The 25,577-nt window shown below is 62.1% G+C and carries 25 protein-coding genes; 17 read left to right on the forward strand and 8 right to left on the reverse strand.

Translation table 11 applies throughout. The features are described 5' to 3' along the window. The first annotated feature begins 135 nt into the window (after positions 1-135). From N7568_RS09940 to N7568_RS09985, 10 genes are all read left to right on the forward strand, one after another. Entirely contained in the window at positions 136-1,428 is a 1,293-nt protein-coding gene (locus N7568_RS09940; protein WP_261609666.1) for an extracellular solute-binding protein, read from the forward strand. Between the two features lie 70 nt (positions 1,429-1,498). Next, positions 1,499-2,491 carry a carbohydrate ABC transporter permease gene (locus N7568_RS09945; RefSeq protein WP_261609667.1) on the forward strand — a complete coding sequence of 331 codons (993 nt, stop codon included), beginning with the start codon at positions 1,499-1,501 and terminating at the stop codon, positions 2,489-2,491. Continuing rightward, positions 2,488-3,399: a carbohydrate ABC transporter permease gene (locus N7568_RS09950; RefSeq protein ID WP_261609668.1), complete on the forward strand. Its 912-nt coding sequence runs from the start codon at positions 2,488-2,490 to the stop codon at positions 3,397-3,399. The genes N7568_RS09945 and N7568_RS09950 overlap by 4 nt, the downstream gene beginning before the upstream one ends. Next, positions 3,396-5,018: a beta-N-acetylhexosaminidase gene (locus N7568_RS09955; protein WP_261609669.1), complete on the forward strand. Its 1,623-nt coding sequence runs from the start codon at positions 3,396-3,398 to the stop codon at positions 5,016-5,018. The genes N7568_RS09950 and N7568_RS09955 overlap by 4 nt, the downstream gene beginning before the upstream one ends. After that, on the forward strand, positions 5,019-5,834 hold the full coding sequence (locus N7568_RS25945) for an IclR family transcriptional regulator (RefSeq protein ID WP_261609670.1): 816 nt from the start codon (positions 5,019-5,021) through the stop codon (positions 5,832-5,834). Further along, positions 5,831-6,235: a rhodanese-like domain-containing protein gene (locus N7568_RS09965; RefSeq protein WP_261609671.1), complete on the forward strand. Its 405-nt coding sequence runs from the start codon at positions 5,831-5,833 to the stop codon at positions 6,233-6,235. The genes N7568_RS25945 and N7568_RS09965 overlap by 4 nt, the downstream gene beginning before the upstream one ends. Before the next feature lie 14 nt (positions 6,236-6,249). Then, the gene (locus N7568_RS09970) at positions 6,250-6,900 is read left to right on the forward strand and encodes an alpha/beta fold hydrolase (protein WP_261609672.1); all 651 of its coding nucleotides are present in this window, start codon (positions 6,250-6,252) and stop codon (positions 6,898-6,900) included. Positions 6,901-6,967: 67 nt separating this feature from the next. Then, positions 6,968-7,327 (forward strand): iron chaperone, encoded by a 360-nt coding sequence (locus tag N7568_RS09975; RefSeq protein ID WP_261609673.1) that lies wholly within the window; start codon positions 6,968-6,970, stop codon positions 7,325-7,327. 39 nt (positions 7,328-7,366) lie between these two features. Continuing rightward, entirely contained in the window at positions 7,367-7,828 is a 462-nt protein-coding gene (locus N7568_RS09980; protein ID WP_261609674.1) for an SgcJ/EcaC family oxidoreductase, read from the forward strand. Between the two features lie 22 nt (positions 7,829-7,850). Next, positions 7,851-8,861: a YdcF family protein gene (locus tag N7568_RS09985; protein WP_261609675.1), complete on the forward strand. Its 1,011-nt coding sequence runs from the start codon at positions 7,851-7,853 to the stop codon at positions 8,859-8,861. Between the two features lie 13 nt (positions 8,862-8,874). Here the strand turns inward: N7568_RS09985 and N7568_RS09990 are convergent, their stop codons facing one another. Together N7568_RS09990 and N7568_RS09995 are read right to left on the reverse strand one after the other, a co-directional pair. Continuing rightward, positions 8,875-10,878, reverse strand: coding sequence for a glycoside hydrolase family 3 protein (locus N7568_RS09990; protein ID WP_261609676.1), 2,004 nt, complete (start codon positions 10,876-10,878; stop codon positions 8,875-8,877). Positions 10,879-10,939: 61 nt separating this feature from the next. Further along, positions 10,940-12,232, reverse strand: a complete 1,293-nt coding sequence (locus N7568_RS09995; protein WP_261609677.1) for an exo-beta-N-acetylmuramidase NamZ family protein — start codon at positions 12,230-12,232, stop codon at positions 10,940-10,942. Between the two features lie 177 nt (positions 12,233-12,409). On the opposite strand from N7568_RS09995, the gene N7568_RS10000 reads away from it, so the two are divergent. Beyond that, on the forward strand, positions 12,410-13,318 hold the full coding sequence (locus tag N7568_RS10000; RefSeq protein WP_261609678.1) for a MurR/RpiR family transcriptional regulator: 909 nt from the start codon (positions 12,410-12,412) through the stop codon (positions 13,316-13,318). A gap of 22 nt (positions 13,319-13,340) precedes the next feature. On the opposite strand, the gene N7568_RS10005 is transcribed toward N7568_RS10000, so the two are convergent. The 4 genes from N7568_RS10005 to N7568_RS10020 are packed head-to-tail and all read right to left on the reverse strand — an operon-like array spanning position 13,341 to position 16,880. Next, positions 13,341-14,519, reverse strand: a complete 1,179-nt coding sequence (locus tag N7568_RS10005; RefSeq protein WP_261610008.1) for an MFS transporter — start codon at positions 14,517-14,519, stop codon at positions 13,341-13,343. 46 nt (positions 14,520-14,565) lie between these two features. Continuing rightward, complete coding sequence (locus N7568_RS10010) at positions 14,566-15,324, reverse strand: hypothetical protein (RefSeq protein ID WP_261609679.1); 759 nt, start codon at positions 15,322-15,324, stop codon at positions 14,566-14,568. 52 nt (positions 15,325-15,376) lie between these two features. After that, positions 15,377-15,859: a hypothetical protein gene (locus N7568_RS10015; protein ID WP_261609680.1), complete on the reverse strand. Its 483-nt coding sequence runs from the start codon at positions 15,857-15,859 to the stop codon at positions 15,377-15,379. Next, positions 15,843-16,880, reverse strand: a complete 1,038-nt coding sequence (locus tag N7568_RS10020; protein WP_261609681.1) for a TOMM precursor leader peptide-binding protein — start codon at positions 16,878-16,880, stop codon at positions 15,843-15,845. Before N7568_RS10020 ends, N7568_RS10015 begins: the two co-directional genes overlap by 17 nt. A gap of 266 nt (positions 16,881-17,146) precedes the next feature. Between N7568_RS10020 and N7568_RS10025 the strand changes: the two genes are divergently transcribed. The 4 genes from N7568_RS10025 (at position 17,147) to N7568_RS10040 (ending at position 20,021) form a co-directional block, all read left to right on the forward strand. Next, positions 17,147-17,701 (forward strand): GNAT family N-acetyltransferase, encoded by a 555-nt coding sequence (locus tag N7568_RS10025; RefSeq protein ID WP_261609682.1) that lies wholly within the window; start codon positions 17,147-17,149, stop codon positions 17,699-17,701. Between the two features lie 36 nt (positions 17,702-17,737). Continuing rightward, positions 17,738-18,673 carry a polyphosphate kinase 2 gene (gene ppk2, locus N7568_RS10030; protein ID WP_261609683.1) on the forward strand — a complete coding sequence of 312 codons (936 nt, stop codon included), beginning with the start codon at positions 17,738-17,740 and terminating at the stop codon, positions 18,671-18,673. A gap of 123 nt (positions 18,674-18,796) precedes the next feature. Continuing rightward, positions 18,797-19,327, forward strand: coding sequence for an RNA polymerase sigma factor (locus tag N7568_RS10035; protein WP_261609684.1), 531 nt, complete (start codon positions 18,797-18,799; stop codon positions 19,325-19,327). Continuing rightward, positions 19,320-20,021, forward strand: coding sequence for a hypothetical protein (locus N7568_RS10040; protein WP_261609685.1), 702 nt, complete (start codon positions 19,320-19,322; stop codon positions 20,019-20,021). The genes N7568_RS10035 and N7568_RS10040 overlap by 8 nt, the downstream gene beginning before the upstream one ends. A 73-nt stretch (positions 20,022-20,094) precedes the next feature. Here N7568_RS10040 and treS read toward each other — a convergent pair whose 3' ends face one another. Together treS and N7568_RS10050 are read right to left on the reverse strand one after the other, a co-directional pair. Then, complete coding sequence (treS, locus tag N7568_RS10045; protein WP_261609686.1) at positions 20,095-22,386, reverse strand: maltose alpha-D-glucosyltransferase; 2,292 nt, start codon at positions 22,384-22,386, stop codon at positions 20,095-20,097. A gap of 261 nt (positions 22,387-22,647) precedes the next feature. Further along, complete coding sequence (locus N7568_RS10050; protein WP_261609687.1) at positions 22,648-22,893, reverse strand: hypothetical protein; 246 nt, start codon at positions 22,891-22,893, stop codon at positions 22,648-22,650. A 114-nt stretch (positions 22,894-23,007) separates the two neighbouring features. Here N7568_RS10050 and N7568_RS10055 point away from each other — a divergent pair, with 114 nt between their 5' ends. After that, positions 23,008-23,991 carry an NAD-dependent epimerase/dehydratase family protein gene (locus N7568_RS10055; RefSeq protein ID WP_261609688.1) on the forward strand — a complete coding sequence of 328 codons (984 nt, stop codon included), beginning with the start codon at positions 23,008-23,010 and terminating at the stop codon, positions 23,989-23,991. Between the two features lie 134 nt (positions 23,992-24,125). Then, the gene (locus tag N7568_RS10060; RefSeq protein WP_261609689.1) at positions 24,126-25,439 is read left to right on the forward strand and encodes an LssY C-terminal domain-containing protein; all 1,314 of its coding nucleotides are present in this window, start codon (positions 24,126-24,128) and stop codon (positions 25,437-25,439) included. The last annotated feature ends 138 nt before the right edge of the window (positions 25,440-25,577 follow it).

Consider the following 25,577-nt stretch of genomic DNA (forward strand, 5'->3'; position numbering starts at 1 on the left):
AACTGGATTCTTGTTTTGCAATGCAAACCTTTTGGCAAATGTGCTTCCGCCCACACCTACCCGTTCATAGTGTTTGGTTTCATAGCCGCGGAGGGGGAAGTCCCGCGGAACCCAACTTTTCTCCATGGAGGACACTTGAAACTCGCACGCTCCGCCGCGGCAATAGCCATCGCAGCGCTCGCATTGACCGCCTGCGCTCCGCCCACTTCGAACAACGCAGCCTCCAGCTCGGACGAGCAGACCGGCACGGTCCGCGTCTGGCTCTTCTCCGAGGTCAACCAGGATCCCAAGTCCGCAGTGGTCAAGGAAGCCGTTACTGAATTCGAAGCGGCACACAGTGGTGCCAAGATCGATGTTCAGTACATTCCGGTAGACAGCCGGGCCGAACGATTCAAGGCCGCGTTCAACGATCCTTCCAGCGCGCCGGATGTGGCTGAGTTCGGCAACACCGACCTGGCCAGCTACGTGGCATCCGGTGGCCTGGCCGACGTCACCGAGGACATCAAGTCCTGGGACGAAGCAAAGGACCTGGACCAGAAGATCCTGGATACCACCGAAATCGACGGCAAGAACTACGGAGTGCCGTGGTTCGTCGGCGTTCGTGCCCTCTACTACCGCACGGACCTCCTGCAGCAGCTCGGCCTGGAGGTTCCCAAGACACTGGACGAGGTAGAAACCGTCGCCCGCGCTGTCCGGGCAGCAAACCCGGACCTGCTGGGTATCTCCGTGGGTGGCGCCGCGCAGTTCTCCGCCATGCCGTACCTCTGGGCCAATGGCGGCGAGATCGCCACGAAGGAAGGTGACACGTTCGTTTCCGGTTTGGACTCGACTGAGTCCCGCGAAGGGGTCGCGGCCTACACGCGCCTCCTCAAGGACGACATCTGCCCGGCCCAGACCTGCGCTGAGTTCGGTGGAAACGCAAGCGTGCAGCAGTTCATTGCCGGTAAGTCGGCCATGACCATCGGTGGCGACTTCAACTACAAGGCCGTTGCCGCCAGCGCCATCAAGGACAAGTTCGCAGTGGTTCCCGTTCCCGGCAAGACTGCCGGTTCCATCGCACCCGCATTTGCCGGCGGCAACAACCTGGGCGTCTTCAACAGCAGCGAACGCCGCACCCTCGCAGCTGACTTCGTGAAGCTGCTGGCCAGCAAGAAGTACCAGCAAAAGATGTTCGACTCCATGGGCAACCTCCCCACGTTCAGCGATGTCCAGAAGTCCGTGGCGGAGAACAACAAGCAGGTTGAACCCTTCATCAACACTCTCGGCGCCGGTACCAAGTTTGTTCCGGTCACGGAAAACTGGTCCACCATCGACGCCCAGGGTGTCTTCACGGGCATGTACCAGAAGGTGGTTACGGGCAAGGCTGACGTGAACGCGGCAACCACCGAGGCCGCAACGGCCATGAACACGGCATTCGGGTCCAAGTAATGCGCTGCGCCCCCTCACCAAGCTGCACCACGTCACCAAGCTGCACCACATCGCCAACCGAAGGCGCGTCATGACAGCGCTCACCCCGGTTCTGCCCGATGCGCCCCAAGGCGGCACACCAGGTAAGGGATCGACGACGGCGGCACGCAAGTCCCGGCGTTTCTCCAACGGAAAGCGTGGCCTGGAGCCCTGGCTCTACCTTGCCCCGGCCTTCATCGTCCTGATCGCACTGCTCGGCTACCCGATCTTCCAGCTGATCAACGTCTCGCTGTATGACTACCGCCAGGCGCAGGTCAGCGGCAAGGCGCCCCTGAACTTCGTCGGTTTGGAGAACTACCAGAAGCTCTTCGCCGATCCGCAGTTCTGGACGGTCCTTGGCAACACGGTCGTCTTCGCCACCGCCTGTGTGGTGTTCACCTTGCTGGTGGGCAGTTCGCTGGCGGTGCTGGCAACCAGGCTGCGTCCGTGGGTCCGCTCGATGCTGTTCGTGGTGTCGCTCGGCGCGTGGGCTACCCCGGCAGTCACGGGCAGCGCTGTGTGGCTGTTCCTGTTCGAGCCCACCTTGGGTTTGGTCAACAAGACGCTGGTGGCCATCGGGCTGACGCAGTTCGAGGGATACTCCTGGACCTACGACAAGTGGTCGGCGTTCGGGCTCGTCGCCAGTGAAGTGGTGTGGTGCTCGTTCCCGTTCGTGCTGGTCACTGTCTATGCAGGCATCCAGGCGATCCCCACCGAGGTCATTGAAGCCGCGAGGATCGACGGCGCGTCCATGCCACGTATTGCCCGCAGCATCATGCTCCCGATGCTCCGGCCAATCGTGATTGTGGTGACCATCCAATCCATCATCTGGAACTTCAAGATCTTCTCGCAGATCTACATCATGACCAACGGCGGTGGCATTGCGGGCCAGAACCTGGTGCTGAACGTCTACGGCTACCAGCAGGCCTTCGCCGCGAGCCTGTACGGCCTCGGTTCAGCGCTGGGCGTGATCATGACCGCACTCCTCATGGTCATCACGCTTGTCTACCTCCGGATCCTCAAGAGAACAGGCGAAGCCCTATGACCGCCGTCGACGTTTCACCAGTCTCGCGCCGAACCACCAATGATGAGGCGCCGCAGAAGCTTCGCAAGCAAGGCAAGCGGCGTTTCGGCGCCGACGCCGCGGCGATCGTCATCGCGCTGATCGTTGCCTTCCCGCTGTTCTGGATGGTGCTTTCCGCGCTGAAGCCCAAAACAGCGCTCGACGCCGGTGATGCGGCGCCGTACACATTGGAACCGTCGCTGGACTCGTTTGGGCGTGTCCTGGGTGTGAACAATTTTGGCCAGTACTTCCTGAACAGCGTGATCGTGGCTCTTGTGGTGGTGGTGCTTTCCACCGTGCTGGCGTTTCTCGCGGCTGTGGCGTTGACCCGCTACAACTTCAAGATGCGGACCAAGCTGCTGATCATCATCCTGGTATCGCAGATGGTGCCTGTTGAAGCCCTGACGATTCCGCTGTTCTTCCTGCTGCGCAACGCAGGCGAGGCCATCCCCTTGGTGGGCCTGAACCAGCTGGGTTCGCTGGTCCTGGTTCACGTGGGGTTCAGCATCCCCTTCGCCATCTGGATGCTTCGCGGCTTCGTGGCAGCTGTTCCGCTGGAAGTTGAAGAAGCCGCCCGGTTGGACGGCGCCAGCAGCTTCCGGTTTGTCCGCTCCATCCTGTTCCCCTTGGTGGCGCCGGGTGTGGTGGCATGTTCGGTGTTCTCGTTCATTTCCACGTGGAACGACTTCCTGTTCGCCAAGACCTTCATCATTTCCGCCCAGGAGAACCAGACGCTGCCCATGGCGTTGCTGACGTTCTTCAAGCCCGACCAAAACGATTGGGGAGCCATCATGGCCGGCTCGGTCATCATGACCATTCCTGTGCTGATCTTCTTCGTATCAGTCCAGCGCAAGCTTGTGTCCGGACTGGCCGGGGCGGTGAAGGGATGAGCGCGGTTCACCAGCTGGTCCCAGCTCCGTGGTCCTTCTCCGCGGGGACAGGCGAGTTGGAGCTCGACGCCGGCGCAACCTTGGGTGCGGATCCTGCGTTCGCCGGTATCCGCCGCTGGCTCGTCCGGGCTTTGGGGGCAGCCACCGGTTGGGACCTGGCTCCCGCGCCGGCCAACGACGCGGACATCCTCCTCCTGCTTGACCCAGCGCTCGACGCCGAGGCGTACCGCTTGGAGGTGAGTGACGCCGTCGTGATTTCTGCTGGTGGTGCCGCAGGTGCGTTCTACGGTGCACAGACGCTTCTGCAGTTGATGGGACCGGCTGCGCTGCGGCAGGCTCCTGTGGGGGCTGTTGAGGGATGGTCGGTTCCGCGGGTTTCCGTGGAGGACAAGCCGCGTTTCGGCTACCGCGGGACCATGCTGGATGTTGCGCGGCACTTCATGCCCAAGGACAACGTGCTCCGGTTCATCGACGTGATGGCCATGCACAAACTCAACGTCCTCCACCTGCATCTCACCGACGATCAGGGCTGGCGGATCCAGATCAACCGCTATCCCAAGCTGACCGAAACGGGTGCCTGGCGCCGTGAATCGTCGCTGGGTTCCTGGCGTGCAGGCGTTTTCGACGGCCGCCCACACGGCGGCTTTTACACACAAGACGACCTGCGGGAGATCGTGGCCTACGCCGCTGACCGGCACATCACGGTCATCCCGGAGGTGGACGTTCCGGGCCACAGCCAGGCGGCCATCGCGGCGTATCCGGAGCTCGGCGCGGCCCCAGCCGACGATTCAGCGCCTGTGGAGGTGTGGACACGCTGGGGTATCAACGAGACCGTCCTGGAAGTGTCCGAAACCTCGCTCGAGTTCTACCGGCACGTGCTGGACGAAGTGGTGGAGATCTTCCCCTCCCCGTGGATAAGCCTCGGCGGCGACGAAGTCCCTCTGACCCAATGGCAGGCCAGTGCCCAGGCGCATGCCAAGGCCGCCGAGCTGGGTTTGGACGACGTTTCCGGCTTGCACAGCTGGTTCGTCGGGCAGCTTGCGGTGCATCTGAAGGGCCACGGCCGCGCCACATCCGTGTGGGATGAAATCGGCGACGGCGGCCTTCCGGACGGTGCGCTCGTGGCGTCCTGGCGCGGCTATGAAGGCGGCATCGACGCTCTCCGCAATGGCTACGACGTGGTGATGTGCCCCGAGCACAAGCTCTACCTCGACCACCGCCAAGCCGATGGTGACGACGAACCAGTGCCCGTTGGTTTCGTGACCACGCTGCAGGCTGTTTACGAGTTTGAGCCGCTGCCAGGTCTTGAGGGCACGGACTTCCCGGGCCGTCTGCTGGGAGCCCAAGCCAATATCTGGACTGAGCACTTGGACTCACCGCGCCGAGTGCAGTTCGCAGCGTTCCCGCGTCTTAGCGCGATCGCCGAAGTCTTCTGGTCCAAGCCGGAGGGCCGGGACTACGATGAGTTCCTGACCCGACTCACAAGTGCACATCTGGCGCGGCTCGAGGCCATGGGTGTGGAATACCGGCCGTTGTCCGGTCCAACGCCATGGCAGCAGCGCCCGGGCGTGGAGGGTTGGAAGCGCGATTACGACGCCGAGCAGCTTGTAAGGAACTGAGTGACTATTGAAGGCAAGGATGCCCGGAACTCCTCGGCATCTCTCCGCAAAGCGTTGGCTCTGCTGTCCGTCGTGGCGGAGGAACCCGGCAACGGAGATGGGCTTGCGCTCGTGGAGCTCGCCCGGCTCTCCGGCTTGAACAAGAGCACGTTGCTGCGTCTCGCCGCGCCGTTGCTGGAGGAAAACCTGTTGGAGCGTGACCACGAGACGGGCAAGTTCCGCTTGGGCCACGGCTGTTTGCGCCTGGGCCAGTCTTATCTTGACCGCGTGGATCTGCGCAGTGTCGCCAACGGCGAGCTCCGCAGCCTCATGCGTGCCACGGAAAGCACCTGCCACTTGGTGGTGCTTTCCGGGCACGACGTGGTTTACCTGGACAAGGTGGAGGACGAGGCAACGGTGCGCATGGCGTCGCGGGTGGGCGCCACCATGCCGGCCTATTGCACTGCCGTTGGCAAGGCAATGCTCGCGTTCAGTCCCGAGGAGGTGGTGGGGCCCATCCTCGCCTCCGAACTGCAGCCACTCACTGAAAAGACCATCACGGATCCGGCTTTGCTGCGCGCTGACTTTGAAGCCATCCGGCGACGAGGCTATTCCATTGATGATCGGGAGAATGAGCCGGAAGTGCGCTGCGTCGCCGCGCCGATCTTTGGGCACGACGATCACGTGGTGGCAGCTTTGTCCGTGTCGTCCTTGTCGTCGCGGATGACCGCCAAGCGCGTCCGGGAAGTCGGGCCGATGGCGGCGGAGACGAGCCTCCGGATTTCCGCCAAGCTCGGTTCACGCCGGGCGTCTGCGAAGCTGGCGAAACTCGCATGACCATGAGTGCGTCAGACTATTTCCGCGCCAAGCTGCAGTGCGAGATCGACGTTATGGAAGTCGCCGGGTCGCAGCCCGGCTCAGTGATTGTGGTGGACACCCGCCGGCGTTCCTCGTGGGACCACGGACATATTCCAGGTGCGGTACATATTCCAACCGCCAAGATTCCGTCCCGTGCCGCTGAGCTGGTGCCGGCTGGTTCGCAGGTTGTCGTGTACTCCTGGGGGCCAGGATGCAACGGCAGCACGTTCGCTGCACTCGCCTTCGCCGAACTCGGCTATTCCGTGAAGGAAATGATCGGCGGCATCGAGTATTGGATCCGGAACGGGCTCCCCGTGGAAACAGCCGCGGGTGCCGTCCAGAGTAAGCCGGATGCGCTGGTGACAGCACACACGGCCTGAGTTGAAGCGGGGGCATGATGGCAGTTTTCGTACTGATACACGGTGGTGGTTCCACCGCGTGGGATTGGCATCTGGTCCGCCCACTGCTTGAAGCTTCCGGACATGGTGTGGTGGCCGTCGACTTGCCCATCGAAGATGTTGATGCCGGACTCGAGGACTACACCCGCGCGGTGACGGAAGCGGTTGGCGATGCCCGGCACACCATCGTGGTGGGGCACTCGCTGGGTGGCTTCACGGCACCCTTGGCCTGCGAAGAGCTCCACTCCGACGGCTTGGTGTACCTCTCCGCAATGATTCCGATGCCTGGCGAGACCTTTGGCGACTGGTGGACCAACACGGGACATGACCGTGAGTCCATCCCCGAAGAGCCATATTTCAATCTCGTCCCTGCAGATTTGGCGCAGCAGGCAACCAACAGGGAGCGCGACCAACAAGGCGCCTGGATGTCGGGACCTTGGCCTGGCAACCATCCGGACGTGCCAACCCTGGGGATTCTGTGCCGTGACGACCTCTTCTTTCCACGGTCGTTCATGAGGCGCCAAATTCGCGACCGGCTGGGAATCGAACCGGTAGAGATTCCTGGCGGCCACTACGCCACGTTGAGCAATCCGGACGCTGTAGCTGCCGCACTCAACGACTTCGCCCAGCAGATCGCTGGAATATGATCGAGTGTGCGCCATCGCTCCAGATGCGATTGTCGTGCACATGTAGTGGGCGAAAAGGAGGACCTCCATGACAGCCACCTCGATCAGCGGGTACATCGACCAGTACGACGGCGATGTGCGGCAGCGGTTGTTGGCCGTGTACGACATGATCCGCTCGGCCGTGCCTGATGGAGCGGAAGAATCAATCAGTTGGCGGATGCCCACCTTCAAGCTCGGCACCGAGCCGCTGTTCTTCTTCACCGGAACAAAGCAACACATCGGGTTCTATCCGACGCCTGATGCGATTGAACATTTCTCGGCGGAATTGGCAGATTACGGAACCACCGGGCACGCCATCAAGCTGCCCCATAAAACCCCGCTCCCCACCGAACTCATCCGCGAAATCATTGCGTGGAGGGTGCAGCAGCTGCCTTCCGGCGGGGCTTGAGTTACTCGCCGCTGCGTCACCTGCAGAAGGACCGCTTCCATGACACCGAGCCCCCGCGACGTAGCTGATGGTTTCGCCCGCGCATGGAACGTGGCTGATCCCGTAGCTCTGGCTGGGCTCTTTGTGGAAGATGCCGACTTCGTCAACGTGGTGGGCATGTGGTGGAACAACCGTCGGCAGATCCAGTTCAACCACGACTACGGATTCCGGCACATGTTTCCGGACACGGAGATGGTGTTGGAAAAGGTCAAGGTCCGGGAGCTTGGGAGCGACGCCGCCGTTGTCCATGCGAGGTGGTTCATGACAGGCCAGATCACGCCGGCCGGCGAAAGATCCGGACCCAGGCGGGGAGTCATCAGTTTCACGGCTGTTCGCCAAAGTGATGGCCGCTGGCTTGCGGTCAGCGCGCAGAACACGGACGTCGTTCCCGGCATGCAGACCCATGTGGCCACCGGCGAGGGCATCATGCCCGAATCCTACGAGGCACCCCCCGCGCCGTAGCGGCACCGCATAGGCTTGGACCATGCTGACCCTGGTCCTTGGACTTCTCTTCGCGGGCCTCTTCCTTGCCTCCTTTCAGTCGGACCGGCGCCGGCTCCGAAATGGCGTGCTCCTGCTGGTAGCGGCGTGGTTCCTGCTGCAGGCCCTCCTGGACTTTCTGATTGACCTGAATCCGTGGTTCGAGTGGCTGAACCTGGTGGTTTTGGTGGTGCCCGTGGTGAGCATCTTTGTGTTTGCCGGCTTCCTGATCGCGAACAGCGTCATCATGGTCCGCAGGGAAGGCGCGAGTATCACCAGCTTCCTGCCGTTCGCGGTGGGACTGGCGGTTTTCCTCGCTCCGGTAGTCGCGTTCCTTTTCGTGCTGAGCGGGCAGCCCATCCTGGCGGGCATCGCCGCACTGGCGTTCTTCTTGTGCGCCTACCTTGGTTGTGCGTTTGTTGTTTTCCTGGGGTACGCGGTGGTGTACTCCAAAATGCGTTTCAGCCCCAATCCAGCTGCCGTGATCGTCCTCGGTTCCGGCTTGATTGAGGGCAAGGTCCCGCCGCTGCTCGCCGCGCGCCTGAACAAGGCTTTGGAAATTTACGACGGCGTCACACCGGTCAGGCCCGTCCTGGTACCTTCCGGGGGCCAAGGCCCGGATGAGCCGCGGCCGGAGTCCTCGGCAATGAAGGATTACCTAGTGGCCAAGGGCGCCGCTTCCGGCGACGTGTTGGAGGAGGACAAGGCCACCACCACCCGGGAAAACCTCGCGTATTCCGTTGCGCTGCTGGCCGAAAAAGGTGTCCAAGGGCCGCTTCTGGTGTGTACCAACAACTACCACGTGCTCCGCGCCGCCCTCCTGTCCCGTCGGCAGAAGATCAACGCCGAGGTGGTGGGTGCTCCGACTGCCAGGTACTTTGTGCCCAGCGCGTTCCTCCGGGAGTTTGTGGCCGTGATGAGGGACAACCGCCTGACGAACATCATTCTTTGCCTGCCGATGTTCGGGATTGCCCTGCTCATCACGGTCGCACTGATGAACTCGCCGGTGGTGTGACGCCGTTCAGGTCCTAGGGCTTGGGGAGCCCCGTGGTGAAGGTGTGGCTCCATTGTGTGATGGCGCCGTCAGTGAACACATAGCCCTTCGTAGGTGCGGCGGTAACGGTCACGGTACCGGCAGGCTTCCTGTAGGTCCCTGCAGCGACCTCCGTGCCGTCTATCAGGTACGCCACACCCGGGACGTCGGGGATGGTGTACGCGTCCTGGCCCTTGCCCGGCCGGTCGGTAAAGGCGACCGCCGCCGGCGTCGCGGTGTCATAACGGAGACCGAATCCCAGCGGCAGGAGTACGCCGTCGCCGTCGGCTTCGGGGATGTTGACCGGCAGTTTACCGCTGGGGTTGATCGCACCGGAGATGGCACGGACGGCACCGTGGAAGTTGACTTCCTTGACCCCATAACTGTTGAGCACGGCGTCGGCACCGGGGAAGACGTTGATGTCGTAGGGATTGCGGGTGGCGATGACAATTACTGGTGTTCCGGTAGCCGCGAGCTCTGCCACCATCTGCTGTTGCGCAGCGTTGCTGGTGGCATTGTAGGAAGCGAAGATGACGGCATTCACGCCCCCGGCGGCCGCAACCGCACGTGCACGGTAGGCCGCGGAGGGTGAAGCACCATTCTCGTAGTCTTCAGTGACCCTGAATCCTTGATCTCTGAGCATTGGGCCCGCGAGTTCCGGCCACGCTGATCCGGAACCCACCACGAGGACCGAGCTGTCGGCCGCGAGCGGCAAGACCCGGCCTTCGTTCCGTACCAGGGTGACGGCGCGGTCCGAGATCAGGTTGGCGGTGGCAAGGTTGTCCGCCGTGCCAACTATTGTGTCCACCTTGGTGGCGTCCGCCATGGGCTGCTCGAAGACTCCACGCTTGACCTTCCATTCGAGGATTCGTCGAACGGACTCATCGAGGCGGGCTTCGGTGATCTCGCCGGACTCGACGGCGGCACGCACCCCGGCGAACGAGGCGTCGACGTCGGGGGAGTTCAGGAGGATGTCGGAACCCGCTTGGATGGCCTTAACGGCGATTTCCTCCTGGGGCCATTCGGCGGCCATCGCAGCCATGTCCAGCGCGTCCGTTGTCACCAGCCCTTTGAATCCGAGCTCATCACGGAGCAATCCGGTGAGTACCTTATGGGACAGGGTGCCCGGCATGTCAGGATCAATGGCCTCAACAATGATGTGTGCCGTCATGACCATGTCCACGCCCGCATCGATCGCGGCCTTGAAGGGCTGCAGATGTTTGTTCAAGGTTTCGCGGTCGTAGGTGACGGTTGGCAGTCCGTAGTGGGAGTCCACGGAGGTGTCGCCATGGCCGGGGAAGTGCTTGGCCGCGGCCCCGACGTTGTGAGCCTGCATGCCATCGATCTGGGCGACGCCAAGTTTGCTGACCAACGCGGGGTCCTCACCCATGGACCGGATTCCGATGACCGGGTTGTCCGGATTGGAGTTGAGGTCAAGCACCGGTGCAAAGTCGACGTTAATGCCCATAGCGCGCATCTCGGAACCAAGGATTTCGCCTTGTGCCCTGGCAAGATCCTCATCGGCTGTTGCTCCGAGGGCCATGTTGCCGGGGAGGACCGTGGCGGGTGGTCCGATGCGGGCAACCAACCCGCCTTCCTGGTCGATGGTGACTGCCAATGGGATGCCTTTTCCGTCGGCTCCCACTGCGGTTTGTTGCAGGCCGTTGGAGAGGCCCGCAACCTGCTGGGGATTGGCGGTGTTCCCTGACCATGCAAAGTAGAGGACGCCGCCGAGGTTGTACTTTTCCACCACCTCGGCTGGCGTATTGACGCCGTACCGTTCTTGATTGCTTGCCGCCATGGACGTGTCATCCGCCGACGAACCATAGACATGTGTCCACGTCATCTGGCCGATCTTTTCGTCCAGCGTCATGCCCGCAATCATCGCGTCGATGTCCGGTGAGGCGGAGGCCGCCGTCGTCATCACCGTGCTGGTGGGCACGGCGGCAACCGCAGTGCCCATGCCGGTCATGAGCAACGCTGTGGCGGCAGCCGTCATGAGGGTAGTTCCTTTTCTGTGCATGTGGATCCCAATCCCAATCGTGAGTATTCCGGTTGGCCTAGCGTGGCCCGTTGTAGAGGAGATATTGGCGGGTATCGCGGACGAACTGACCCAGTTCCGGCCGCCAACTGTCCATGATCGTCCTGGCGTCAGCGCCGCCGTCGAGCTGTTCCGCAAAGCGGGCCGAACCGCTGAGCAGCCCCATCCAACGGCCTCCGTCGCCGCGCCAATCGAAGCCCGGGTACAGCCGCTTGGCTTCGACCAGCATGTGGGTGCCCACTTCCAGAGCTTCAACTCGGGTGGCATCGGTGATGTGCACCTGTACGCCGCCGCAGATGAGGCCTTGATTCTTCGAAAGCGTTGGCTGGAAGTAGGCCTCGCGGAACGTGACGCCGTTGAGCCCCTTGCTGTTCAACGCTTCCGCCCAGCGGTAGTCCACATAGGGTGCGCCGATGAGCTCGAACGGCCGGGTCGTCCCGCGGCCTTCGGACATGTTGGTCGCTTCGAACAAGGCTGTGCCGGGATACAAGGTGGCGGTTTCCGGTGTCGGCATGTTGGGACTCGGCAGGATCCAGGCCCCACGGTTGTCCGGGCCGGTCATTTCACGGCGCCATCCCTGCGCTTGAATCACCTCAAGGTCCTGGATCGGCGTGAGGCCGGCGGCAGGGAGGTGTACTGCATTGAAGTATTTGGCCAGCTCACCCACCGTCATGCCGTGTTGGAGGGCTATGCCCAGCCGTCCCACTCCGGACTCGAAGCCTGGTTGGAGGACTGGCCCACGTGCTTGGCCGCCGATGGGGTTCGGGCGGTCCAGGACGACGAACCTGGCACCCGTCCGGGATGCCGCCTGCATGGCACCCCACATGGTCCAGATGTAGGTGTAGAACCGCGCCCCGACGTCCTGGATGTCGAAGCAGATGGTGTCCACGCCTGACGCTTCAAAGAAGCCCACGTAGTCGGCCACCTCGGCGCCATAAGAGTCATAGACGGTGATCCCGGTGCGGGGATCAACGGAGGTCCCTTCGCTGGCGCCATCCTGGGCAGTGCCGCGGAAGCCGTGTTCCGGGCCGAAGACCGCGGCCACCTCCACGTCCTTGTCCGCCATATCGTCAACGATCGAGCGGAAGTTCTCCAGGACTCCGGTGGGATTGGTGATGACTCCCACCCGGCGCCCGGCGAAGATACTCCAGTTGTCGGCGGCGGCAATGTCGGCGCCATTGACTGTGGCTCCCGGCTTTCCGGGGCGGTTGGCCTGAGGGGCGGCGGCGGCGCTTGGCGCGAAAGGTGCGACGACGGCGGCAGCGGCGGCCAGCCCCGAGGCATGGATGAGTTTTCGGCGGTTGAGTGTCATGGGGAGCCTTTCCTGATGAGCAGAAGTGCATGACAACTTTTGTGACTTGGATTACATCGACCGTATTCGCTCACTGGGATTGCGTCAATCGTTTACCTTTGTGCGAGCTGTTGTGTAACTTATTTACATGCGCTGCCATCGGCTGCGGGTCGGCCGGGACGCCAGGAAGGAAACACCATGAGACAGGCAGAAAGCGCGCAGTTGTCACGGACTGTGCTGGTGCGGATCCGTTCCGCCTTGCCAGCGCTGCGCCCCTCCGAGCGGGCTGTGGCCGAGTTGGTCCTGGCGGATCCTTCCCGGGCGGCCATGATGTCCATCGGTGACCTTGCCGAGCAGGGTGGAACGTCCACTACGTCAGTGGTCCGCTTCTACAAGAAGGTGGGATACCGCGGCTACTCGGACCTGCGCCTCGACCTTGCCCGGGAGACCGCCCGCGAGAGCCTGGCCCACAACGTGTCGGCAGAGGTCTACGAAGACATCAACACGTCCGACTCGCTGCGCGACATCGTTTCCAAGATTGCCTTTAACGAGACCATGTCCATCGCAGATACAGCGCAGGTGCTGGACGTCGGCAAGCTCACTGAGGCAGTTGACGCGATCTCCAGCTCGCGGAAGGCCGACATTTTTGGAGTTGGCGCAGGAGGCCTGGTTGGCCAGGACTTGCAGCAGAAACTGCACAGGATCGGCCTGACGTCCTTCAGCTGGTCAGACCCCCATGGCGCCTTGGCCTCTGCCGCACTTCTCGACGACGCCGGCGTGGCCGTGGGCATCTCGCACTCGGGCACCACGGTGGATACCGTTGATTTCCTCAAGGCGGGCAAGAAGGCCGGGGCTACCACCATCGCCATCACCAACCACTCTGATTCGCCCTTGGGTCGTGCCGCCGACATTGTGCTGGCCACCGCCGCGCGCGAGACGCCTTTCAGGTCCGGTGCGATGGGCAGCCGGATCGCCCAGATGATGGTTGTGGACTGTCTTTTCGTGGGAGTTGCCCAGCGCTCCTACGAATCGTCGGTCACGGCACTTCAAAAAACGCACGCCGCTGTCCAGGGCCGGAAACTGCCGCGGGCCAGTTCAACCGATTAGGTCCCGACGCCGCGGGCTGCTGCTAGTGGACGGGCTCGCTTTCCTTGTCCTCGGCTTGCAGTTCACCCGGCTTCAGCATCGATCCCGAATTGATGGCAAGTACCCCTGAAAGAAGTGCTGCCAGGAGTATCGAGGCAAAGGCCATAAATGAGGACACGCCCATGAGGAGGGTGGCGACGGCAAGACTGAGGGGGCTCGACACTGTTTCCAAGAATTGGACGGCCGTCATGGTCTTGCCAAGATCGGACGCGGGGATCTGTTGGTGAATGAGGGAAGTGCGCCCAATCGTCCACGCAATGCCACCCGTGCAGACAACGAACAGCGCACTCGCAACGGCAATCCACGACGGGATGAAGAAGAGCAAAGCTCCTCCTGCCATAAGCCACGAGGAACGTTGCATCAACAGGTTCGGTTGCCAAGCGGAGACCAGACCGGACAATATTGACCCGCAGAACAGTCCCGCAGCCGCAGCCGCGCCGACGATTCCCACTTCCGTAGTAGAGCCTCCAAGGCCAACTGACGTCTGGAAGATCGCGAGCGTGGACAGCGGGGCGGACAGGAAGCCGATGAGGACAACGGTTCCGGCAAAGCGCCACCAACCATTGACTTGGGAGAGTCTTCGGTACCCGGCTGAAAGATCCTTGAAGAAGCCGGGGCGGTCAGGTTGCCTGGTTGGGCGGTCCGGCCACGGCAGAAAATTCATGATCATTGCGATGACGGTAAAGGACACCGCGTCCACGGCCAGCAACCACCAGGGGCCCCAAACGGCACTCAGGGCGCCGCCGATGGCCGGTCCCACGATGGACGCGGAAGTCCACGCAGTGGACACTGATGCGTTGAACTTGGCTGTGCCTTCGCCGTACATTTTCGGAATGGCCACGAAGGTGGCTGTTCTGGCGAACATGTCGAGGCTGCCGCGCAGGAACGCGCCGAGCACCAGAACCCAGAAAGGTGTGTGCCACGGGCCGATAAGCAGCGCCATCGCGGCAACAACCAGTGCCTGGCCCCAATAGCCAATGTGGGTCATGGTGCGGGGTGACATGCGGTCAGCGAGTCCGCCGATGAGTACTCCAGGGAAGGCCTTGGGCAGCTGTGATGCCACGGCCACGATGGACATCTGGGCGAGGCTGCCGCTCGTTTGGAGGACTATGAGGGGGAGTGCGATGTTGTACGCGCCACCACCCAGCGAATTCACCCACATTCCGGTCAGGTGGAGACGTCTCTGCCATGTCTTTGCCATCGCCAATTTAATCACCTCGGGATGCGCGGAGAATGATTGCGAGATCGGGCTGCTTTTCCGTCGACAACATCAACCATTGCATGAGTGGGGCCTGCCAAAAGCTAATATTCCACGTGCGGGAAATAATCATATGGAATATGGTGGTGCAGCATGGAACCAGGATCCGGAACCTGCCGGGGAGGACCAATGCCAGTGGGAGTGCGAGAAATTCAAGAAATGGAATGAGCCGGGTCATTGCCCGAACAGGCAGGTCAAATCGCTCCTGCGCAAATGGGTGGCCGGCCGATGCCTTCAAATGCCGGTGGTAAATATGGTTGGCGTCGCCACGATGGACCCAGGCGTCGGAACCGTGGATGAGCTTGGATAAGCCTGCCTGGGTATAGGGCAGGTACAGGGCCACGCGCGAGATGGAGAGCGGCAGGCTGGCCGGCTGCCTGTTCGCCGGCGTGGACAGCTGACTTGTGAGAAGTACGGCCTCGATAAACGTGTCGTAAGGCCAACGCCCTGGAAGTGACCGGGCATCCGCGGCGCGAGTCCCCAGGAACACCCCCAGAGCTACCCGCCGAAGCCACGGCGCGTGCCTTGCGCCAGGCCCGCTGTACACCTCGCTCGTAGCCGCGGCCGCCAACAGGAGGGCAGTTACCGCGCGTCGGGCAACCCACTGCTTGCGGGCATCAGAAGCTGGATCCGCATCCAAGTCCGTCGAAGCAACTGCGGCCCGGTAGTCCTGCGCTGCCGCCGGACCTGGGCGAAGTGTTACTGCCAAGGCGGCGACGATCCACACCCCAGCAGCACGAATCTGCCGGGACGTGACTGATCTAGCGCGAAATCGACGGAACATAGGTGTACACGACTTCCTTTTCCTCAGGCATTCCCCGAACGGTGGTCTCCACAAGAATGTCCATCCTGCCCAGTGGAATGTTGGGCAGATGGGCGGGTGCCCGGACCTCATCGAAAGGTTTCCACCTGTTTCGACGAAGACGGGTTTCAATTCTCTGGCAAAGGACGCGTTTTGGTTGCTCGTCAGCAGCCATGAAAATGTTGGCGAACATTGCCCCGGCCCGGAAGAACTGGGTTGGCAGGCAGTTGGCGGGACCGCACGTGACCACGGTTCCGTCCGACAGGTGAAATTCGACCGCGAAGCGTGACACCCGGTCCCCGAACTTTGCGTTGAACATGTTGTTGGATGCGATGGGCCAGAAGTTCCTGTTGGCGATGGTGGCACCGAGGGATGCAACCACGTAGGCGCCAGTGAGGGTCACCAGCACCTTCCCTGGATCGCAGTCAGGAACACGCAGCACAGCGCTTGTTCCTGGCGAAATCTTCGAACTCGGACGACAACTCCAGAGAGTCGAACACCAGTCTTCTGCCGTCCAGGTTGGTGGATCCAGTGAGCAGGTAACGGAACACCTCCATAGCGGCAATGGAGGCCACGATGGCGTTCAGGGGGCCAAAGCTTGGGGCTTGGTATGCAGTATTGAGGTTTGCCGTGGTGAGCGACGCCCTGGAGTTGGTGCGTACGTCGTTGTCAGTTGCTGCGCATTGCAGGCAAGGGGTTGTGCCGGGCCTGACAACTGGTCCCACCACTCCGCGCGTGTCCTGGTATCCGGCACAGGTGAAGGGTGTTCCGGTGGCGATGGAGGCTTCGTTGGACCACTCAAGCACTTCCTGGGGCGTGTCTGCGGATACCACTACGAAGTCTGCGTCCTGAAAGATGGGCAGAAGATCTTCAACGCCGGAGATCATGGCCGCGACTTCAACCGTGTTGGTGGCCGGAGCCCGAAGCTGAAGGTTTCGTGCGGCGGCTTCGATCTTCGAAGCGCCAACGTCTTGTGCCGTAAAGAGGTATTGCCGGGTGAGGTTGCTTTCTTCCACTGTGTCGCCGTCGACCAGCATGATGACCCCCACCCCCGCTGTTGCGAGCTGCATGGCCACATTCGTGCCGATGCCTCCAACGCCGATGAGCGCGACGTTCCGGCTGCGCAGCAGATCGCTTGCGCCCGGTCCTGTGCCGTGGGCAAGTTCGAAGTAGAGATCGTGGCGGCTGTACCGGCCGGTGAGGTCGAACCTGTACGGGACCAGAATGTCAGCCTCGATGAGCTCCTCAACGATCTGCCCGGAGTCGCCACCAAGCAGGTCCTGTGCCTTGGCGCCCAAGTCATCCAGCGTCCGTGGGTGCGATGCAAAGCCGAGCAATTCGGCGAGCCCAGGCGGGGCGTCCTCAATTTCAATCGCGTTGGGCGGTGCCAGTCCGATTTGTACGGCCGTCTCCGTTGTCACAACCGGGAGGGACTGTTTGAGCGAGTAGGTAGTGGCTGCCAATTCTTGCCTCCAATGATGAGTGGGGACCACGCATTGCGTGGTCCCCACTATTTCTGCTTGGTTCAGTTGAACACGAAGTTCAGCTTGGAACGGCGCTTTGCCAGTCGCTTCAGCTTAAGCATTTGATTCACTCCTTTGTTTTATAAACTCGGTGGACGGAACGAATATACGACGCTTGTTGTGCGTATGACAAGTTTGTCGATAATTTATCCGCGTGTCGCGCCCGTGTCGCCGGCGCTGCCGTGGCGAGGTATAGGGTCGACTTCATGTTTAAGCTCGTCGCTCCGGATGTCTCTTTCCACCAGTCCTTCCTTGAGTCCCACCGCGAGTGGGACGGGGCCCATCAGGACGGCGCCGGGGTATTCATGGCGGACGATGTCATCACCCCCGAAGGGTTCGCGGCGTGGATTCGGCAACTGGAGGACGCCGCGCAAACGGCGGAGAAGGACGGCATTGTTCCCTGCACCTACCTCTGGATTACCGAAGGCTCACGGTACGTGGGCGCCATTGCATTCCGGCACTACCTCACCCCCGCACTCCTGAACTCCGGCGGGCACATTGGATATGGTGTCCGGCCCTCGGATCGCGGCCGGGGGGCGGCGTCATGGGCCCTGCGGGAGTTGTGTTCCCGCTTGGCTGCGCAGGGAAGGCCTGAGCGGGTTCTGCTGACCTGCGACGATACGAACGCCGCCTCCGCCAAGACCATCGAGCGTGGAGGTGGGGCGCTCGAGGACACCCGGACGGATACGGATGGACGTCTGTTTCGGCGCTACTGGATCGATCTGGCGCCTGTTCATGTTCCCGTCACCAACGGTTGTTAGGCTGCCGCGCACTACACGGCTGACCAGGAGGACCGCATGACGGAGTCAAACCTACTTTCCACATCACTGGACAATTGGTGGGTCAGGGACAACCTGCGCGAGACCATCGACCACTTGGTGGAGCTGGGCTACACCATCAGTGGAGGCCAAGGGGAAGACCCGGATCTCATAGATCCCGGTGGATCAGCGGTTGAAACCTGGCACGAAGATTATCCATATAAAGAGCGGATGACCCGCGACGAGTACGAGATAGAGAAGTACCACCTTCAGATCGAACTGCTGAAGTTCCAGTACTGGGGCCAAGACCTGGGGCTCAAGCACGTGATTGTCTTCGAGGGCAGGGACGCCGCCGGCAAGGGCGGCACCATCAAGCGTTTCACTGAGCACTTGGATCCCCGCTCCGCCCGGACCGTAGCGCTCGCCAAGCCATCGGACCGCGAGCAAGGCCAATGGTATTTCCAGCGGTACATCCAGCATCTTCCCACTGCCGGCGAGATCGTGATGTTCGACCGGTCCTGGTACAACCGGGCCAACGTGGAACGCGTCATGGGCTTCTGCACTGACGACGAGTACGACACCTTCATGGGTCAGGCCCCGGTGTTCGAAAAGATGCTGGTGGACGCCGGCATACATGTGACCAAGTTCTGGTTCTCCGTGACCCGGCAGGAGCAGCGCACGCGCTTTGCCATCCGCCAAATCGACCCGGTCCGCAGGTGGAAGCTCTCGCCCATGGATCTGGCTTCCTTGAACCGTTGGGACGAATACACGGACGCCAAGGAGCAAACGTTCCTGCACACCGACTCGGATCACGCGCCGTGGATCACCGTTAAGTCGAACGACAAGAAGCGGGCACGCATCAACGCCATGCGCTACTTCCTGAACCAATTCGATTACGAGGATAAGGACACCTCGGTGGTCTACGACGCCGATCCGCTCATCCTCCGCCGCGGCCGCGACGCTGTAGGCGACTAACGCCGCAGGCGACCAAACGTTAAACCACGACGTCGGCACTCACCGTAAGTGCCGACGTCGTGCTTTCTGAATTTTTCTCCGGAAGTCCGTTACATTCTTCTGATTGCCGGACATTAACCGGGTATGAGCTTGCAGACGGACCGGGGAGATCGCGTGGATGTGGCCAGGCAGGAACAGTTCCTGGCCGCACACGCGGCGTGCCATGACAAGGTCTACCGCTATTTCCGGCGTCGAACCGAGGGCGCGTCCACGGCCGAGGACCTCTGCGCCGAAGTGTTCCGCATCGCCTGGGAAAAGTGCCGCCAAGACCAGGATGCGTCCGTGCTGGTGGTGTTCGGGATCGCCCGCAATGTCCTCCGAAACCACTACCGTTCAGCCGTTCGCTCCCACAACCTCACACAGCAACTGGAGAGGCAGCGGACGCACCAGTTGGGTTCCGACGACGGCATGGTGCAGGACGCGCTGGACCGGCTCAAGCCCGAGGAACGAGAGGTTCTCCTCCTGACGTACTGGGACGGGTTCACCTCTGCCGAGGTTTCGGACCTGCTCAATGTCACCGCCACGGCCGTCCGGATGCGCTTGCACAGGGCGCGGAAGGAACTCAGCAACCTGCTTCGGACGGACCAAACCACAGAGGATGCCAGCGATGAGTAAGTCAACCCTTGAACGCCTGACCGCAGCCGATCCGGCCTTGGCGGTCACGGACGATGAACTGGCTCGAAGCCGGGCGAAAAGCCTGGCCGTCATGGGCGTCGACGCGGAGCAACTCACCGTCGGTGGCTCCGTTGAAGATTTCCACCGGCAACCCGCCAGGCGCCCTATGCCCTTGCTGGCACGGTATGGGCTGGTGGCGGCTGCTGCTGCTGCCGTCATTGCTGGTGCTTTCGTGGCGTCCTCCACGCCAACGGAGGTTCTTCTCGAGCAGGCCGCGCCGGCTGCCACTGAGCCCGGGACGGGCTCCTCGGAGATTCCACCCTTGCCCGAAATTACCGGAGTCCGGATGTCGACGTTCGATAACCACATAGTCACCGGCGGCAACGGCAACAAGGCTGCTGTGTCCAATGACCCCGAGGCAGACTTCCATATGGACGCACTCAATATGGGCAAGCTTGGCCTGAACAGCGGTGGATGTTTTGTCAACGACGCCGCAGCCGGCGGGTCGGGCGGACTCATCTTCCCCGCCGGGACAAGTGTCACGGAGACCGGCGTCGTCTTTCCCGACGGCGCATCCTTGAACATTGGCGACGACTTCGCGTTCGGCGGAGGCCTTTCCGGAGACCTGACGCCCAGTGAGTGCCTCTCAACGGGCGTGGGTTTCCTTGTTCAGAGCTGGGACCCGATCCCCTGATCTGCTGTGTCGGTGTCCGATTAGCAGCAGGACCCGACGTCGGCACTCACCGTAAGTGCCGACGTCGTGCTTTCTATTCAGTGACCTCGTCCTCCACTGCAGGGTCCTTCAACAGGAGCGCCGTTCCCTGGAAGGCGGGCACTTCGAGGAAGAAGCTGTGGAGGTCGTCCACCTGGCCCACGTTTTCGCCGCTGAAGAGGTCATGCACGCTGGCGCCCGGCACCAGATGCGAGGACTGGATGCTGCCTGCGATGTCCTGGTCCGAGAAGTTCAGGACGGTGACCTGCAGTGCGCCGTCGGCAAGCTGGTTGACCATCACCAGCAGCCCACGGTTGGAGACGTCTGGCACGTCCAGCAGGGTGCTGGTGGCGATGCCGGACTCTTCCCGCACTGTGAGGATCTGCTGGAGTCGCCGTGCGTAGGATTTTGGGTCCTTGAGCTGCTCCGGCAATGGTCCGTAGAGGCTCCGGGCCCTTGCCATGCCGGCCAAGGAAGTCTTCGCGTCAGGGCTTGTGCCCATGAGGTCGTGGGCTCCGCGGTTGATCCAACGGGTGTCGCCCTGAGATGTGAGTTCCCGGACCGTTTCGCGGTCCAGGGCCGTGACGCCGGTGAGATCCCAGCCCGACAGTGCGAAGACGCCCGGCTGCAGCGCGTTGTACATGGACAGCAGCACGTGGGCGTCCAGTACCTGCGCTTCCTGTTCCGGGGTGATGGTGTCCGGGTCCTTGATGCCCAGGGTTGCCATGATGAAGCTGACCGTGGTGCAGGCGATGCCGTTGGTGGTGAAGAGCGCGTTGTACGGTCCGTTCTCACCCGTGAGCCGTTCCCGCATAGTGTTCTGAACCTTCTCGGCCACTTCGGCGCCGGTCAGCTCCTCGCCGCCAAGTTCAAACACATCGTCCCTGTGCCCCGCGGCAAAGTGGAGCAGCTCATAAGTAAGCTCATCGTGGTTCTGGAGCGCATGGACCAGGGAGGCCTGATCCACTCCGATCTCCATGGAAAGCCTGAGCGTCAGCCGCAGGAACTCGGTATCACCAATGACCAGGGCGTAGTGGTAAGCGGGCCTGGTGATGAAGTCGTAGGAGAGGTCCGGGCCGGACTCGGACTGGGTCTTGATGTCATCGATGGTGAGGTTGAGTTCCTGGAAGGAGAACCCGCCCACCTTGCGGATCATGGAGCCAATCAACTGGTTCGCGGCCTCGGACAGAGGGTGGCCCTCGGACCAGCCAGGCTCCTCCTCCGCGCTCTTCTCGACGCCGAGGAAGCCGTTGGCATCAAGTCGCAACGCGCCGGTTCCCAGGTCCAGCAGGGAATGCAGGGCGTCACCGACCACCAGGCGCATGCCGGCAAACGTTGGATCCAGCCAGTTGATGGATGGCTGGCCGGACTTGAAGTAGTGGAGGTAGACCCAACGGCGGGTCTTGCCAGTGGTGTCGATAATCGGCTTGGTGGCGCTCCAGTTGGTCTCCTTGACCCCGGGCTCATAGAAGATCACCCGCTGGAGCCGCCCGATGATGTAGCCGGCCTGCTGCAGGGCTTCCTCCGCCGCGGGGCTGATGTTCACGGAGTCTTCGCCCTCGGGAACATCGGGCAGGAGGTGCCAGTCCTCCTCCGGGATATCCACCATGTGATAAATGCCGGGGTAGTCCCGGAAGTTCATTTCGGCGAGACGGAAGTCCGCTCCCTTGCCGGTATGGCCCGGAACTATGTCATCGATGACGGTGCCGCCGTGCTCATTGGCGACCTCGCACATCTGGCGGAATTCTTCCTCTGTTCCAAAAGCAGGATCGATCGCCATGCTGATGCGGTCAAAGTGTCCGTCGACGCTGGGAGTTTGCGACCACCCGCGGATGCCGCCGGCCAGCTTGACCGGCCCGGTGTGCAACCCGCGGATCCCAATCTTGCTGAACGCGTCCCACAGCTCCGGATCGCCCAGCGCCGAAAGGAAGGACTGACCGTCCTTGGTGATGAAGGACAACGGGTAGGCGGTGAACCAGACAGGCGCGCGTTCCACAGCTGCCCGCGGGTTTGGCCTTGCGTACGAGTTTTGCCACATGCTCGCCTGACCTGAGAGTTGGCGCGCCATGGTGTTGGCGTCGCCCAGCATGGACTGGTTCCGAAGCCAATCCACGTAGGTTTTGTTCAGGCCATCGAATTCCAACGATGGGCGGGCGGCAAAAAATTGCCGACGGCGGGCGATGGGCCGCAGCGCTTTGGGGCGGGCTGGGTAGAACTGTTCATCAAAGGTGATTTCCGCCGGTTCGCTTGCTGTTTCATCGAGCGTTTCCTGCGGCGTCTCCTCCGAATTTCCTTCAGGGGTTTCGCTGATTTCTGACACGCTCTCGTTGACTGCAGGCTCCCGCACAGTTTTCTCCTTTACGTGGTCGCCGCGTCAACGCCGACCGTCCGAGGGGGTCGTTCAAGAGGTCACGTACCCGGGCATGCCCGGCTTAATCATGCTAGTCGGGGGAGCCTGCCGTTTGTCTAACCCGGGAACAAGTAAGTCTCGTTATTATGTGTCGGGTTGACGTTGGTGCCGCTGTGGTAGCCACGATAAAGCCCGACGTCGGCACTCAGGTGGGTGCCGACGTCGGGCTCGGATTTGTGCGGGCTGGGTGTGGGGCGGTCAGTACCGCCACACCACCGTGTAGGCGTAGCCGTTGCCGTTCCGGACACACCCCTCGACCAGGCGCACGTAGGAACCGAATCCGGGCCTGGCCGCATCCAGGTTCGACTCGCACGTCGCCTTCGTGTGAAACCAATAGACGTAGGTGCTGGCCGCCTCGGCCGGGGCGGCCAAAGCAATTCCACCGCCAGCCAGGATAGAGGTTGCCGCGAATATGGACGCAATCTTCTTCTTCATGTTAGTCATTTCGATAGAGTAAGCATCTGGCCGAAGGCAGTCAACGGTCCGCGAAAGCCCTATCCGGCCCCATGGGTCGGCGCCGAACAGTCATTACCGTGACTGGCGAAGATCGGAGGACACATGAAAATTGTTGTTGTCGGCGGAAGCGGCCATATTGGCTCATTCCTCATCCCACGGCTCGTCCGGGGCGGTCACGACGTCGTCAATATCAGCCGCGGGACCAGCACGGCATATGTTGACGCGCCCGAGTGGCAGCAGGTCCGGCAAGTCACTGCGGACCGCGCGCAGGAGGACCGGGAGGCCACTTTCGGTGACCGGATCGCAGACCTGGGTGCCGACGTCGTGGTTGACCTGGTGTGCTTCACGCTCGACTCCGCTACGGCGCTGGTGAACCGGCTGCGAGGCGAGGCGGGGCACCTCCTGCATTGCGGGTCGATCTGGCGATATGGTGCCAGTCGGAAGCTGCCCATCTCAGAGGGGTCGGACTCCACCGCGGAGCCGCTGGATGAATACGGCATCCAGAAGCGCGACATTGCCCGGATGCTGAAGGATGAGACGGCCTCCGGAGGGCTCGTCACTACGTCCCTGCACCCCGGACACATTGTCGGCCCCGGATGGCATCCCGTGGGTCCGCTCGGAAACTTCGATCCGTCCGTTTGGCAAAGAATCGCGGCCGGACAGCCACTGCAGATTCCGGGAGGTGGCACCGAACTGATGCACCACGTCCATGCGGACGACCTCGCGCAGGCCTTCGAGAAGGCAATTCAGAACCGCGAAGCGGCCGCCGGCGAGGACTTCAACATTGTTGCTCCGTCCGCCCTGACAGTTCGTGGCTACCTGGAAATCGCGGCGTCGTGGTTCGGGCGGGAGCCACACTCGGAGATGGTCAGTTGGGAGGACTTCCGCCAAACCACCTTGCCTGAACATGCCGACACGAGCTGGGCCCACCTCTCCCGCAACCACTGCCTCACCATCGAAAAAGCCAGGTCCCTCCTGGGCTACGCTCCCCGCTACGAGCCGGAACAGGCCGTTCGTGAGGCGCTGGAATGGCTTATCGGGAACAACAAGCTTCAGGTTCAGGCTTCCCTTGACACCGCGGTGTAACGCTCGACGCCGGACCTGCGCCACACCCGGCGACGGCGCGTGGTGTGCGATGCAGGGACGTTGGGACTGTATGTATTGGTGTCTGTACAACGGCCGCCCCAACCCTGAAGCTTAAGGGGCAAGGGGGAGCATCCATGTTCAAGGCAGCCAACAAAGGGGTAACCGACACCCGGCTCGACCATGCTTTCTTTGTCCTGGGCGGCGCCGCGGCGGTATGGCTCGCCTTCCTGTTAGTGGGCGAGAGCTTCCAGCTGGGATGGGGGCAGGTGTGGTTCTACGTGGTGTTCTGGGCGTTCCTTGCCTACCTGCTGCTCCCACGGCTCCACCGGATCCTGACCACCATCTACGTGCCGGGCTATTTCATTGGCCGGGCACGGACCAGCGACGGGCTCCTGGGTGACCCGGTCAACGTCGCCTTGCTGGGCGACGAGCCCCAGATCCACGCCATCATGGAGTCCGCTGGCTGGACCAAGGCCGACGACGTCACTTTCGCCAGCAGCCGGCGCATCATCAGCTCAACTATTTTCCGGCGTAGCTACTCCGAGGCACCCGTCAGTCCGTTGTATCTCTTCGATCGGCAGCAAGACTTCGCCTACCAGCAGGAGGTGGACAACAACCCGGGCAAACGTCACCACGTCCGCTTCTGGCGTTGCCCCGAAGGATGGCTCCTGCCGGGTGGACACAAAGTGGATTGGCTTGCCGCCGGAACCTACGACCGCAGCGTCGGTTTCTCACTCTTTACTCTGCAGATCACCCACAAGATCGAGCAGGACACGGATGTGGAGCGGGACCACATCGTTTCAACCGTTTCGGCTGCGGACCCAGCTGTCTCAGTCCATGTCATCAAGGACTTCTCCACCGGATACCACTCACGCAACGGCGGCGGGGATTCAATCACCACTGACGGCGACCTCCCCATCGTCGATGCCCGGAGCGTCCCGGTCCCGGCGGACCAACTGCCCCGCCGGACAGACAGCAGGGACCGGCGGCCCGCGCCCATCATGGTGGGTGCCGCATTGGTGGTGGCGAGATCCATTGCGGCCATCGTTCTTGCCGTCACACTGTTTACATCATCGGATTTGGCCACCGATATCAGCGCCGATGGGGAGGCTTTGGACCCGCAAACCACGACGGCGATCGTCACCGTTATGGGGCTGGTGGTGTTGGTCTTCGGACTGGGTGAGGTTTTCCTCGCGTGGCGGATTTTCCTGGGCAGCAACGGGGCACGGGTGATCGCGATGGCCCTGAGTTCCATCTCCATCCTGGTACAGGCCGTTGACTACTCGACAGGGACCGCGAACCTCACATTGGAAGCCGGCCTCGCCGGTCTGGCCTCGGACATCCTGGTGCTGCTGGCACTGTCCAGTCAACGGGCCAGGGTCTACGCGAAGCGCCAACGCATTCCCGCTCTTCCCCCGGAGCTGGTCAACCGGCGTGTGCCGTCCTGACCTTCCTTGAAGTTTGCAGGACCCTGATACGCCGTCCCCGATCAAAGCTCGACGGCGACACCCACCCGGGTGCCGCCGTCGAACGCTGGACCGTAACCTATGCCTCCAGCGTCACCGTAGTGGCACCGGGCTGCCGCG

Source organism: Paenarthrobacter aurescens, from assembly GCF_025421775.1.
In the GTDB taxonomy this organism is placed as follows: Bacteria; Actinomycetota; Actinomycetes; order Actinomycetales; family Micrococcaceae; genus Arthrobacter; species Arthrobacter aurescens_B.

Coding starts and splice junctions, on each gene's coding strand:
- N7568_RS10040 (WP_261609685.1), top strand. CDS start 19,320: ATGAGTAAGTCAACCCTTGAACGCCTGACCGCAGCCGATCCGGCCTTG.
- N7568_RS09985 (WP_261609675.1), top strand. CDS start 7,851: ATGCTGACCCTGGTCCTTGGACTTCTCTTCGCGGGCCTCTTCCTTGCC.
- N7568_RS10050 (WP_261609687.1), bottom strand. CDS start 22,893: ATGACTAACATGAAGAAGAAGATTGCGTCCATATTCGCGGCAACCTCT.
- N7568_RS09955 (WP_261609669.1), top strand. CDS start 3,396: ATGAGCGCGGTTCACCAGCTGGTCCCAGCTCCGTGGTCCTTCTCCGCG.
- N7568_RS09990 (WP_261609676.1), bottom strand. CDS start 10,878: ATGACGGCTGCCGCCACAGCGTTGCTCATGACCGGCATGGGCACTGCG.
- N7568_RS10055 (WP_261609688.1), top strand. CDS start 23,008: ATGAAAATTGTTGTTGTCGGCGGAAGCGGCCATATTGGCTCATTCCTC.
- N7568_RS09995 (WP_261609677.1), bottom strand. CDS start 12,232: ATGACACTCAACCGCCGAAAACTCATCCATGCCTCGGGGCTGGCCGCC.
- N7568_RS09965 (WP_261609671.1), top strand. CDS start 5,831: ATGACCATGAGTGCGTCAGACTATTTCCGCGCCAAGCTGCAGTGCGAG.
- N7568_RS09975 (WP_261609673.1), top strand. CDS start 6,968: ATGACAGCCACCTCGATCAGCGGGTACATCGACCAGTACGACGGCGAT.
- N7568_RS10000 (WP_261609678.1), top strand. CDS start 12,410: ATGAGACAGGCAGAAAGCGCGCAGTTGTCACGGACTGTGCTGGTGCGG.
- N7568_RS09950 (WP_261609668.1), top strand. CDS start 2,488: ATGACCGCCGTCGACGTTTCACCAGTCTCGCGCCGAACCACCAATGAT.
- N7568_RS09945 (WP_261609667.1), top strand. CDS start 1,499: ATGACAGCGCTCACCCCGGTTCTGCCCGATGCGCCCCAAGGCGGCACA.
- N7568_RS09980 (WP_261609674.1), top strand. CDS start 7,367: ATGACACCGAGCCCCCGCGACGTAGCTGATGGTTTCGCCCGCGCATGG.
- N7568_RS09970 (WP_261609672.1), top strand. CDS start 6,250: ATGATGGCAGTTTTCGTACTGATACACGGTGGTGGTTCCACCGCGTGG.
- ppk2 (WP_261609683.1), top strand. CDS start 17,738: ATGACGGAGTCAAACCTACTTTCCACATCACTGGACAATTGGTGGGTC.
- N7568_RS10035 (WP_261609684.1), top strand. CDS start 18,797: ATGAGCTTGCAGACGGACCGGGGAGATCGCGTGGATGTGGCCAGGCAG.
- N7568_RS10025 (WP_261609682.1), top strand. CDS start 17,147: ATGTTTAAGCTCGTCGCTCCGGATGTCTCTTTCCACCAGTCCTTCCTT.
- N7568_RS10060 (WP_261609689.1), top strand. CDS start 24,126: ATGTTCAAGGCAGCCAACAAAGGGGTAACCGACACCCGGCTCGACCAT.
- N7568_RS10005 (WP_261610008.1), bottom strand. CDS start 14,519: ATGTGGGTGAATTCGCTGGGTGGTGGCGCGTACAACATCGCACTCCCC.